Source organism: Acidimicrobiales bacterium, from assembly GCA_036273495.1.
In the GTDB taxonomy this organism is placed as follows: Bacteria; Actinomycetota; Acidimicrobiia; order Acidimicrobiales; family JAJPHE01; genus DASSEU01.
The window spans coordinates 20,042-31,118 of sequence record DASUHN010000100.1 but is presented as its reverse complement, the minus strand read 5'-3'; the positions used below and the strand labels follow the sequence as shown (position 1 = coordinate 31,118).

Below are 11,077 nucleotides of genomic sequence, written 5' to 3'. Positions count from 1 at the left end.
CGGACGCCCGGCGGCGTCGGTCGGGGCCGGGTCCGGCAGCAGGCCCGTCGACGGGCCCGGCGCCCCGCACCGGACGGGGTCGCTGCGGGCCACCCCCCGGGGGTCGAAGGAGACGATGTCGAAGCGGTCCTGCACCTCGGGGCCGATGATCCGCAGCTCGGTCGGCAGGTCGTCCACGCCTGAGTCCCCCGGCCCCCCGGGGTTGATGACCAGCGACCCGATCCGCAGGGCCGGGTCCAGCGCCGGCCGGCGGGTCACCGCCAGGCCGATCCGGGACCCCGACGGGTGGGCGTAGTCGAGCGGCACTTCGAGGGTCGCGCACTGGAGGCTCCCGCACGACGCCCACCGCAGCGGGGGGGCGGGAGGCGCGGTCGTCGGAGGCGGCGACGTGGTGGTCGTGACCGCCGCTCTCGTGGTCGGGGCGCGCCGGGTGGCCGACGGGGCCTTGCGGGCGGCTCCCCCTCCGCACCCGGCGGCGGAGGCGGCGACGGCCACCATTACCATCGCCGCGATGGACCGCAGGGAGCTCGAGGCCGTCATCTACGAGAAGGACGGCCCGGTGGCCCGCATCATCCTCAACCGGCCCGAGAAGGCCAACACCAAGGACTCGGTCCTCGTCCGGGAGGTGGACGCGTGCCTGCACGACGCCGACCGGGACCGGGATGTGAAGGTGGTGGTGCTGAAGGCCAACGGCAAGGGCTTCTGCGGGGGGCACGTGGCGCGCTGGGGTCCCGGCGAGGAGCCGTACCCGGAGTTCGGCGAGACCTTCGAGGACCTGTACAAGGGCACGGCCGACCTCTTCCTCTGGCCCACGCTGTACCTGTGGGAGTTCCCGAAGATCACGATCTCACAGGTCCACGGGTACTGCCTGGGAGGCGGCGTGTACCTCGGCCTGCTCACCGATTTCGTGGTGGCGTCCGACGACGCCTACTTCCAGATGCCGCTGGCCCAGAGCCTCGGCGAGCCCGGGGGCCACACCATGATCGAGCCCTGGATCACCATGAACTGGCACCGCACCATGGACTGGTTCCTGCTGGCGCCGACCCTGACGGCCGCCCAGGCGCTGGAGTGGGGCCTGCTCAACCGGGTGGTCCCCCGCGCCGATCTCGAGTCGACGGTCGAGGAGATGGCCGGCACCATCTCGCGCATACCGCTCACCACGCTGATGGCGGTGAAGAGCAACGTGAAGCGGGCCTGGGAGCTGATGGGGATGCGCGTGCACATGCAGGTCAGCCACATCCTCACCAACCTGGTGGGCGCGGCGTCCGACGTTCAGGCGCTGCGGTCCGAGCTGATCGGCTCCGGCCTCAAGCCCCGCGACTTCGTGGCCCGCGGCTCCGAACCGCCCCCGGCCGCCCCCGGGCCCACCGGATAGCCTGCCGCAGCCGACGGGGAGGGGAACGACCGATGGACGTCCGGGTGGAGCGCGAGCGGGTCATCTACGAGAAGGAAGGCTCGGTGGCGCGGGTCATCCTGAACTGGCCCGAGAAGGCCAACGCCCAGGACTCGACCCTCGCCCGCGAGGTCGACGAGTCCCTGCTCGACGCCGACCGGGACTACGACATCAAGGTCCTGGTCGTGAAGGCCAACGGCAAGGGCTTCTGCTCCGGCCACGTCATCGGTGACACCAACACCGCCTACCCGGAGTTCGCCGAGGGCAGCGAGCGCATCGGCACCCCGTGGAAGGGCCAGTACGACGTCTTCGTGCGCCCGGTGCTCAACCTCTGGGAGTTCTCCAAGCCGACCATCGCCCAGGTCCACGGCTACTGCCTCGGCGGCGGCACCCACTACGGGCTCACCACCGACATCGTGATCGCCTCGGACGACGCCTACTTCCAGTACCCGCCCCTGCAGGGGTTCGGGATGCCCTCCGGGGAGTGCTCGATCGAGCCGTGGGTGTTCATGAACTGGCGCCGGGCCGCCTACTACCTGTACCTGAGCGAGGTCATCGACGCCCAGAAGGCGCTGGCCGTCGGGCTGGTCAACGAGGTCGTCCCGCGCGACCAGCTGGAGGACCGGGTCGAGCACATCGCCCGCCACATCTCCCAGGCGCCGCTGACCACCCTGATGGCCACCAAGGCCAACCTCAAGCGGGCCTGGGAGCTGATGGGGATGCGGGTGCACTGGCAAAGCTCCAACGACCTGGTGGCGCTGGCGTCCACCGCCAAGGACGTGCAGGCGCTGATCGGCCAGGTGCTCCAGGGCCAGATCAAGCCGGCCGAGATGGCGCAGCGCCACGCCCAGTCCGCGGCGGCCGACTGACCGGCGCCGCCATGGACCTCTCCGACCACGGCGCGTCCCGGCCGGAGGCCACCGCCCTGGTGATGTCGTCCGGGGAGACGCTGACGTACGGGGAGCTGCTCCCCCGTTCCGACGCCGCCGCCCAGTTGCTGTACCACGCCGGCCTGCGCCGCGGGGACGGCGTGGCCGTCATGCTGCTGAACAGCCCGGAGTTCCTCGAGGTGGCGTGGGCGGCCCAGCGCTCGGGGCTGTACTACACGCCGGTCAACACCCACCTCACCTTCGAGGAGGTCGAGTACATCGTCGACGACTCGGGGGCCAAGGCCCTGTTCGTCGACGCGTCGATGGCCGAGCTGGCCGAGCGACTGGTGGACCGCAACCCGGCGGTCCAGGTCCGCTACTCGGTGGGCGGCGGACTGGACGGCTACCTGGAGTACGCCAAGGCCACCGCCGCGATGCCGACCGGCGGTCCGCCCGAGCCGTCGCAGGGCACCGAGATGCTGTACTCGTCGGGGACCACCGGCCGGCCCAAGGCGGTGCACCGGCCGCTGCCCGGCCCCGAGGGCTCGTGGGCCCAGGGCGCGGTGGAGACCAGCCTGCGGGACCGGTACGGCATGACGCCGGACGACGTGTACCTGAGCCCGGCGCCGCTCTACCACAGCGCCCCCCTCAACTTCACCATGGCCGTCATGCGGCTGGGCGCCACCAGCGTGGTCATGGAGCGCTTCGACCCCGAGCTGGCCCTGCAGCTGATCGAGCGCGACCGCGTCACCCACGCCCAGTTCGTCCCGACCATGTTCGTGCGGATGCTGAAGCTGCCGGAGGACGTGCGCCGGCGCTACGACGTGTCGAGCCTCCGGTACGTGGTGCACGCCGCCGCCCCGTGCCCGGTCGAGGTCAAGCAGCAGATGATGGAGTGGCTGGGGCCGATCATCTACGAGTACTACGGCGGCACCGAGGGCTTTGCCGGGACCTTCATCGGCCCCGAGGAGTGGCTGGCCCACCCCGGCTCGGTCGGCCGTCCCATGAGCGCGGTGCACGTCGTGGACGAGGACGGCGCGGAGCTGCCGGCGGGCCAGGCCGGGACGCTGTACTTCGAGGGCGGACCGGCGTTCGAGTACCACAACGACCCCGAGAAGACCCGCTCGGTCAGCAACGACCGCGGGTGGCGCACCCTCGGGGACGTCGGCTACGTCGACGACGAGGGCTACCTCTACCTCACCGACCGGGCCACGTTCATGATCGTGTCGGGCGGGGTGAACATCTACCCGCAGGAGGCGGAGAACGTCCTCGTGATGCACCCCGACGTGGCCGACGTGGCGGTGTTCGGCGTGCCCAATCCCGACTTCGGGGAGGAGGTCAAGGCCGTCGTGCAGCCCCTCCGCTGGGAGCGGGCCGGGCCCGACCTGGCCGAGGAGCTGCTGGCCCACTGCCGGGCCCACCTGGCCGCCTACAAGTGCCCCCGCACGCTCGACTTCGAGCGCGAGCTGCCCCGGGACCCCAACGGGAAGCTGTACAAGCGCCGGCTGCGCGAGCGATACTGGGAAGGCCACCGCACCCGCCTCCTGTGACCGGAGCCCTCGCGTGACCGACGTCGTCGTGGTGGGATCGGGAGCGGCGGGGCTGGCGGCGGCGGTCACCGCCGCCGCGTCCGGGGCCCGGGTGACGGTCCTCGAGCGCTCGTCGAAGGTGGGGGGCACGACGGCGGTGTCCGGCGGCGGCATCTGGGTGCCCGGCAACCACCACATGGCCGCCGCGGGCGCCGGGGACAGCAGGGAGGAGGCGCTCGCCTACTGCCGCCGGATGGTGGCGGGAAGGATGCCCGACGAGCTGATCGAGACGTTCGTCGACACCGCGCCCGTCGCCGTCCGCCACCTCGAGGCGCGCACCCCTCTCCGGCTCCACTCGATGTCCTGGCCCGACTACCACCCCGAGATGGAGGGGGCCAGGCGGACGGGACGGATGCTCGAGCCGGACGTCTTCGACGCCACCGTGCTCGGGCCGTGGGCCGGGCGGCTGCGGCCGGCGCCGGTGCTGCATCTCCCGATCACCCTCGAGGAGCAGACCGTCACCTGGCAGCTGGCGTACACGCCGGAGAAGTTCGACGGGGAGGAGGTCAAGGCCCGGGCGGCCGGGGGGCGGCTCACCGTGGGGCGGGCGCTGGTGGCGGCGCTGCTCCGGGGCTGCCTGGACCTCGGGGTGAGCGTGACCACCGGGGCCCGGGCCCGCCATCTCCTCCGGGAGGACGGGCGGGTGGCCGGCGTGGTCCACGAGCCCGCGGACGGAGGCGGCGCCGTCGAGCTGCGGGCCCGGTCGGTCGTCCTGGCGTCGGGCGGCTTCGAGTGGAGCGAGGACCTGAAGCGGAGCTTCCTCCCCGGTCCCCTCACCCATCCCACCACCCCGCCCTACAACGAGGGGGACGGCCTGCTCATGGCCATGGAGGCCGGCGCCGCCCTCGCCAACATGACCGAGGCGTGGTGGTACCCGGCGTCGTCGCTGCCGGGGGACACCTACGAGGACCGGCCCCTCAGCCGCTTCGTGGGAACGGAGCGGACGGCGCCGCACTGCATCGTCGTCAACCGCGACGGCAGGCGCTTCGTCAACGAGGCCGCCAACTACAACGACATGATGAAGGCCTTCTACGCCTTCTCCCCCCGTGGCTACCGGTGGGCCAACATGCCGTGCTGGTCGCTGATGGACGCCCAGTACCGCCGGCGCTACGCCGTGGCGGCCGCCCGGCCCGGAAGCGCGGATCCCGACTGGCTGATCCGGGCCGGCACCCTGGCGGAGCTGGCCGGCCGGCTGGGCATCGACGCCGAAGGGCTGGAGGAGACGGTGGCGCGGTTCAACCGCTTCGCCCGGGAGGGACGCGACCCCGACTTCGGGCGGGGGGACAGCTACTACGACCGCTTCCACGGGGACCCGACCGCCCCCCACCCCAACCTGGGCCCGATCGAGGAGCCGCCGTACTACGCCCTCGAGGTGCACCCGGGCTGCGTCGGCACCAAGGGCGGCCCGCTCACCGACTCGCGGGCCCGGGTGCTCGACGTCAACGGCGCCGTGATCCCGGGCCTGTTCGCCGCCGGCAACGCCGCCGCCAGCCCGGCCGGGCCCGCCTACTTCGGCGGGGGCTGCTCGATCGGGATGGCGGTCACGTGGGGCTACCTGGCCGGGGCCACCGCGGCCGGGGAGCCCGGCCCGGCGGCGGCTGGATAGGGTCGCCGCGTGCCCGACGACGCCGTGTCCGGTCAGCCCCGCGAGCTGCTGGTGGCCCTGCTCACCACCATGACCCGCATCATGGTCGCCGACCAGCGCATCCGCGACGGCATCGCCCGGGGGGAGCTGCTGGCCTCGTACTGGCCGTGCGCCGGGCAGGAGGCGGTGGCGGCGGGGGTGGGGGCGGCGCTCGCCCCGACCGACTGGATGGTCACGACCTACCGGGGCCTGCACGACCAGCTGGCCAAGGGGGTTCCGCTCGAGCCGATCCTGGCCGAGATGGCGGGGCGGGCCACCGGGTGCTGCGGGGGCAAGGGCGGCACCATGCACGTGACCGACCCCGAGCACGGACTGATGCTCTCGACGGGGATCGTCGGGGCCGGGATACCGGTGGCGGTGGGCCTGGCCCTGGCGGCCCGGACGCGCGGCGAGGACCGCGTCGTAACGGTGAGCTTCGGTGACGGGGCGGTGAACACCGGCGCCTTCCACGAGGGCGTCAACCTGGCCGCGGTGTGGGAGCTGCCGGTGGTGCTGGTGTGCCAGAACAACGGCTACGGGGAGATGACCCCGATCGAGCACGTGCAACGGGTCACGCGCGTCTCGGACCGGGTGGCGGGCTACGGCATCCCCGGTGTGACCGTGGACGGCAACGACCCGCTCGCCGTCCACGCCGCGGCGGCCGAGGCGGTGGCTCGGGCCCGGGCCGGCGGCGGCCCCACCCTCGTCGAGTGCGTGACCTACCGGCTGTGGGGCCACTACTTCGGGGACCCGATGGCCTACATCCCGCCCGAGCAGCTGGAGGCGGCGCGCGCCAACCATCCGGTGACGAGCTTCCGGGCCCGGCTGGTGGCGGCCGGGGTCCTCGACGAGGCGGCGGCCGATGCCGTCGACGCGGAGGCGGCGGCCGAGGTCGAGGGGGCGTGGCGGGGGGCCATGGAGGCGGCGGCGGCTTCGCCCGGGTCGGCGCTCACCGACGTGTACGCCGGCGCCTAGCCGGAGCGGGAGGGACGGGGGACCCGATGGCGGACGAGACCGAGCTGACCATGCGGTCGGCCGTGAACCTGGCACTGGCCGAGGCGCTGGCGGCCGACGACGCCGTGATCCTCCTCGGCGAGGACGTGGCCGACCCGGCCGGGGGGATCGTGGGGGCGACGCGCGGCCTGTCGACCCGCTTCGGTGCCGACCGGGTGCGCGACACGCCGATCTCGGAGACGGCCATAGCCGGGGCGGCCATCGGCGCCGCCCTCGGCGGCCTGCGCCCGGTCGCCGAGATCATGATCATGGACTTCATCGGGATCTGCCTCGACCAGATCGCAAACCACGCCGCCAAGCTGCGCTACATGTCGGGCGGGCGCACCCCGGTGCCGATCACCATCCGCACCGCCGTGTTCGCCGGCACGGGCGGAGGGGCCACCCATTCGCAGAGCCTGGAGGCGTGGCTGACCCACGTGCCCGGTCTCAAGGTGGTGGTGCCCAGCACCCCGCGCGACGCCAAGGGCCTGTTGACCTCGTGCATCTTCGACGACGACCCGTGCGTCTTCGTCGAGAGCGTCCGGCTGTTCGGCGCCAAGGGGCCCGTTCCCGCCGACGCCTTCTCGATCCCCATCGGCTCGGCCGAGGTCAAGCGGCCGGGGTCCGACGTGACCGTCGTGGCCCACGGCCCCGCCGTCCCCGACGCCCTGGCCGCCGCCGAGCAGCTGGCCGGGGAGGGCGTCTCGGCGGAGGTCGTCGACCTGCGCTCGCTGGTTCCTCTGGACCTCGAAACGGTGCTGGCCTCGGCGGCCCGGACCCGGCGGATGGTGATTGCCCACGCCGCCACGACCTTCGCCGGTCCCGGGGCGGAGCTGGCCGCCACCGTGTCGCACGAGCTGTTCGGCCAGCTGGCCGCGCCCGTCGAGCGGGTGGGGGCACCGTTCGTGCCGATCCCGGCCTCCCCGGCCCTGGAGCGCTCGGTGCTGCCCGGGCCGGGGGAGATCGTGGCGGCGGTGCGCCGGGTCACGGGGTGGTGAGCGGCGCTCAGCGGGCCAGGTAGCCGTCGAGCTCGCAGTGCATGTTGGAGATGCCGCCCTCGTAGCGGTGCGACAACCTCAGATGGTCGAATCCCTGCGTGTGCAGGCCCCGCTGCTGGCGCTCGATGTTCGAGAAGTCCTGCCGGGGGATGGTCGGCCAGGCGTTGGCGTCGTCGGGGCGGAACGGGCCCTGGGCCACCGGCCGCCCCCGCTCCTGGCCGTCGGGGAAGATCGTCACTGACCACAGCTCGAACAGGCAGGCCTCGGGGTCCGAGCCGAGGGGGCGGCTGCGGTACAGCAGGGCGTTTCCGTACTGGGGCAGCACGAAGAAGTTCGGGAACAGGAAGAACACCCCGCCCCAGCGGGCGATGGCATCCGGATCGGGCGGCGGCATGGCGATCCCCGCCCCGGCGGCGTGCTCGTAGATGGCCCTGACCACGGCGGCGCCGAACGGCTCGGCCCCGGCGGAGTGGCGCAGGCCCTCGATCACGAACAGGTCCTTGTCGAGGGTCATGGCGTCGAGGCCCTCGTAGAGGAGGCGGCTGGACTCGATGGTGGCGGCCACCGCCGCCGGGCTGCTCGGGCCCGTTCCCCGTCCCGAGCGGTTCTGGAAGTGGGAGTGCCCGTTGGGATGGACGAAGTACTCCTGGCCGTCGGGGTCGAAGCGGTCGGGCGCGCCCAGGGTCAGCTGCGGATGGGTCCGGGGCACGTGGAACCCCTCCATGAAGGCCTCCTGCGCCATCTTCCAGTTGGCGCGCAGCACCACGCTCTTCCACCACCGCACCCGCATGCGGTCCACCCCGAGGGGATCGAGCAGACCGGACACCGGCGCCAGCGCCTCCTCCAGCGGTCGGGCGTCGCGGTCGAGGTTCACGAACACGCATCCCCCCCAGGTGCCCACCCGGCACTCGCGGAGGGCCAGATCCCCGGCGTCCAGGCACCGGGGCTCGAACCCCGCCTCGGCCAGGACGTAGGAGCTGGTCCCGTCCAGGTTCCACCTCCAGCCGTGGAAGGGGCACACGATCTCCCCGCTGCGGAACCGCCCGCTCCCGACCGCGAACTGGGTGGCGCGGTGCCGGCAGGCGTTGTGGTAGGCCCGGATCGCGTCCGGGCCCGACCCCTCGGCGGCCCGGACCACCAGGATCGACTGGTCGCAGATCGTGTACTCGGCGTAGTCCCCGACCACCGGGATCTCCTCCAGCCGGCACGCCATCTGCCACACGCGCGGCCACAGCCGGCTCGCCTCCAATGCGAAGAACTCGGCGCTCCGGTAGCGCGCCGCCGGGACGAACGTCGGGTCGGTGACGGCGTGGGGAACCGTGGTCATGGCGTCACCAGCCAACCCACCGCCTCCCCCACCTGGTAGGTGGCGCCTTCGGCCCCGACCCGCCGCAGCCGGCCCGGCGCCGGCGCCGCCACCTCGGTCTCGACCTTGTCGGTCTCGATCACGTACAGCGGATCACCTTCGGCCACCGGCGCATCCTCCTCGGCCAGCCACTGCAGCAGCGTGGCCTCGGTCATGGCCATCCCCAGCTTCGGCACCAGCAGGGGAACGTCGTCAGCCCCGCCCGGCACGGCCGAAAGTGTACTGACTAGCTTCGGGCCCATGCCCCGCTTCTCCATGCTCGTGTCCACCAATCCCGTGCCCGGCAAGGAGGACGAGTACAACCGCTGGTACGACAGCCAGCACCTCTCCGACGTCCTGCGCCTCGACGGGTTCGTGGCCGCCCAGCGCTTCCGGCTGGCCGACTCGGAGCCGGCGCAGGACGCGCCCCACCGGTACCTGGCGATCTACGAGGTGGAGGCGGAGAGCGTGGAGGCGGCGGGCAAGGTGCTGACCGACGGTTTCGCGTCCGGGGCCCTGCCGATGGGCGACGCCCTCGACCTGTCCTCGCTGGCCCTTCTCTACTACGAGCCGATCACCGACCGCCGGACCGGCTGAGCGGCCCTCGTGCCATCATGGGCCCGCACGGACCAGCAAGGGGGCGCCATGTCGGACACCGAGTACATCCAGGTCACCCACCGGGAGCTCCCCTATCCGACCTTCGACGCCGACAACCACCTCTACGAGAACCGCGACGCGCTGACCAAGTTCCTCCCGCGTGATTTCAGCGGGATAATCAAGTACGTCGAGGTCGACGGCCGCACCAAGCTGGCCATCAGGGACCGCATCTCCAACTACATCCCCAATCCCACCTTCGGCAAGGTGGCCGTGCCCGGGGGGGCGGGCTACGACGTCACCAAGGGCGGCAAGGGTTTCGGGGAGGGCGGCCGGGGGGTCGGCTTCACCAAGCTGGTCGCCATGCCGGGCATCGACGCCTTCTTCGACCCCGAGCCCCGTCTCGAGCTGATGAAGGAGATGGGGATCGACCGCACCCTCCTCTGGCCGACCCTGGCCAGCGCCATCGAGGAGCGTCTCGCTGACGACCCCGACGCGGCGTGCGCCGTGATCCACGCCCTCAACGAGTGGATGCACGAGCACTGGAGCTACGTGTACTCCGACGCCATCTTCGCCACGCCGATCATCTCGCTGGCGGTGCTGGACCGGGCCTTGGAGGAGCTGGAGTTCATCCACGAGCGCGGGGCCAGGGTGTTCCTGATCCGGGTGGCGCCGGTGCCGACGTGGCGCGGGCGCAAGTCGTTCGCCCTGCCCGAGTTCGATCCGTTCTGGGAGCGGGTGCAGGAGCTCGACATCACCGTGGGCATGCACTCGGGGGATCCCGGCTACCACCGCTACGTGAACGAGTGGGAGGGGCTCGGGGACCAGGAGATGAGCATCGACCGGCACACCCGGAAGGCCAGCCCCGCCTTCCTCAAGCTGATGTCGGAGAAGGACAGCCTGGTCGACGCCATGGCCTCTCTCATCGGCCACGGTCTCGCCACCCGCTTCCCCCGGCTGCGGTTCCTGCCGGTGGAGTTCGCGAGCACCTGGATCCGCCCCTTCTACGCCAAGCTGCAGCGGGCGTGGGAGCAGGCGCCCGTTCTCTTCGACGAGAACCCCGTCGAGGTCTTCAACCGCAACATCTGGGTGCACGCCTTCCACGAGCCCGACCCCAAGGGCCTGATCGAGCTCGGCATACCGGTGGACCACATCATGTTCGGGTCCGACTTCCCCCATCCCGAGGGCATGGCCGACCCCCTCGCCTACTCCGAGGTGGTGACCGACCTGCCGCTGGAGCAGCAGGGCTGGATCATGGGCGGCTCACTCGAGAAGGCGATGCGCGTCGGCCGCTACGCCTAGGTCCTGATGGTGGCGCCGGCCGGTCAGGCCCGGGGGCGCAGGCTCACCTGGACGACGTCCTCGACAACCCGGGTCTCGTAGAGCGGGAGGGTCCCGGTCCAGCCGTCGTCCGACGCGAGCACGCACTGGCCCGTCGTGACGTCGAAGGTGCTGCCGTGCTCGGGGCAGCGGAGGAGCCGGCCGCGCAGGAGGCTGAGCCCGCCGAGGTCGGTCCCCTGGTGGGGGCACTGGCTGGGGAAGGCGTAGAAATCACCGTCGACGTTGGCGAGCGTGACCGGCCGGCCGTCGACCTCGACGGTGGCCGTCTCACCGGGTGCCACCCAGTCGGTGGGGGCGGCGTCCTGGAACTCGGACACGACGACGATCGTAC

Annotated in this window: 12 protein-coding genes; 8 read left to right on the top strand and 4 right to left on the bottom strand. The window is 72.2% G+C overall.

Annotated elements, in window-relative coordinates; translation table 11 throughout:
- Positions 1 to 504, bottom strand: a 504-nt coding sequence (locus tag VFW24_04015; GenBank protein ID HEX5265916.1) for a hypothetical protein, incomplete at its 3' end; no start/stop codon positions are given.
- 7 nt (positions 505 to 511) lie between these two features.
- On the opposite strand from VFW24_04015, the gene VFW24_04010 reads away from it, so the two are divergent.
- From VFW24_04010 to VFW24_03985, 6 genes are read left to right on the top strand one after another with little or no spacing between them, the layout of a single operon-like run.
- Positions 512 to 1,375, top strand: coding sequence for an enoyl-CoA hydratase-related protein (locus VFW24_04010; protein ID HEX5265915.1), 864 nt, complete (start codon positions 512 to 514; stop codon positions 1,373 to 1,375).
- A gap of 32 nt (positions 1,376 to 1,407) precedes the next feature.
- Positions 1,408 to 2,262: an enoyl-CoA hydratase-related protein gene (locus VFW24_04005; protein HEX5265914.1), complete on the top strand. Its 855-nt coding sequence runs from the start codon at positions 1,408 to 1,410 to the stop codon at positions 2,260 to 2,262.
- An 11-nt stretch (positions 2,263 to 2,273) separates the two neighbouring features.
- Positions 2,274 to 3,812, top strand: a complete 1,539-nt coding sequence (locus VFW24_04000) for an acyl-CoA synthetase (protein HEX5265913.1) — start codon at positions 2,274 to 2,276, stop codon at positions 3,810 to 3,812.
- Between the two features lie 13 nt (positions 3,813 to 3,825).
- Complete coding sequence (locus VFW24_03995) at positions 3,826 to 5,457, top strand: FAD-dependent oxidoreductase (GenBank protein ID HEX5265912.1); 1,632 nt, start codon at positions 3,826 to 3,828, stop codon at positions 5,455 to 5,457.
- A 9-nt stretch (positions 5,458 to 5,466) separates the two neighbouring features.
- Complete coding sequence (locus VFW24_03990) at positions 5,467 to 6,450, top strand: thiamine pyrophosphate-dependent dehydrogenase E1 component subunit alpha (protein HEX5265911.1); 984 nt, start codon at positions 5,467 to 5,469, stop codon at positions 6,448 to 6,450.
- A 26-nt stretch (positions 6,451 to 6,476) separates the two neighbouring features.
- On the top strand, positions 6,477 to 7,466 hold the full coding sequence (locus VFW24_03985) for a pyruvate dehydrogenase complex E1 component subunit beta (protein ID HEX5265910.1): 990 nt from the start codon (positions 6,477 to 6,479) through the stop codon (positions 7,464 to 7,466).
- A 7-nt stretch (positions 7,467 to 7,473) separates the two neighbouring features.
- On the opposite strand, the gene VFW24_03980 is transcribed toward VFW24_03985, so the two are convergent.
- Together VFW24_03980 and VFW24_03975 are read right to left on the bottom strand one after the other, a co-directional pair.
- Entirely contained in the window at positions 7,474 to 8,793 is a 1,320-nt protein-coding gene (locus VFW24_03980; protein HEX5265909.1) for an aromatic ring-hydroxylating dioxygenase subunit alpha, read from the bottom strand.
- Positions 8,790 to 9,041 (bottom strand): lipoyl domain-containing protein, encoded by a 252-nt coding sequence (locus tag VFW24_03975; protein HEX5265908.1) that lies wholly within the window; start codon positions 9,039 to 9,041, stop codon positions 8,790 to 8,792. The genes VFW24_03980 and VFW24_03975 overlap by 4 nt, the downstream gene beginning before the upstream one ends.
- Before the next feature lie 31 nt (positions 9,042 to 9,072).
- On the opposite strand from VFW24_03975, the gene VFW24_03970 reads away from it, so the two are divergent.
- Entirely contained in the window at positions 9,073 to 9,408 is a 336-nt protein-coding gene (locus tag VFW24_03970) for a hypothetical protein (protein ID HEX5265907.1), read from the top strand.
- Positions 9,409 to 9,456: 48 nt separating this feature from the next.
- Positions 9,457 to 10,707 carry an amidohydrolase family protein gene (locus tag VFW24_03965; protein ID HEX5265906.1) on the top strand — a complete coding sequence of 417 codons (1,251 nt, stop codon included), beginning with the start codon at positions 9,457 to 9,459 and terminating at the stop codon, positions 10,705 to 10,707.
- Between the two features lie 23 nt (positions 10,708 to 10,730).
- On the opposite strand, the gene VFW24_03960 is transcribed toward VFW24_03965, so the two are convergent.
- Positions 10,731 to 11,063: a Rieske 2Fe-2S domain-containing protein gene (locus tag VFW24_03960; GenBank protein ID HEX5265905.1), complete on the bottom strand. Its 333-nt coding sequence runs from the start codon at positions 11,061 to 11,063 to the stop codon at positions 10,731 to 10,733.
- Between the last annotated feature and the right edge of the window lie 14 nt (positions 11,064 to 11,077).

What these genes read in the sequence shown, in the direction of transcription:
- VFW24_04010 (HEX5265915.1), top strand. Translation starts at nt 512, where the DNA reads ATGGACCGCAGGGAGCTCGAGGCCGTCATCTACGAGAAGGACGGCCCG.
- VFW24_04005 (HEX5265914.1), top strand. Translation starts at nt 1,408, where the DNA reads ATGGACGTCCGGGTGGAGCGCGAGCGGGTCATCTACGAGAAGGAAGGC.
- VFW24_03980 (HEX5265909.1), bottom strand. Translation starts at nt 8,793, where the DNA reads ATGACCACGGTTCCCCACGCCGTCACCGACCCGACGTTCGTCCCGGCG.
- VFW24_04000 (HEX5265913.1), top strand. Translation starts at nt 2,274, where the DNA reads ATGGACCTCTCCGACCACGGCGCGTCCCGGCCGGAGGCCACCGCCCTG.
- VFW24_03985 (HEX5265910.1), top strand. Translation starts at nt 6,477, where the DNA reads ATGGCGGACGAGACCGAGCTGACCATGCGGTCGGCCGTGAACCTGGCA.
- VFW24_03965 (HEX5265906.1), top strand. Translation starts at nt 9,457, where the DNA reads ATGTCGGACACCGAGTACATCCAGGTCACCCACCGGGAGCTCCCCTAT.
- VFW24_03970 (HEX5265907.1), top strand. Translation starts at nt 9,073, where the DNA reads ATGCCCCGCTTCTCCATGCTCGTGTCCACCAATCCCGTGCCCGGCAAG.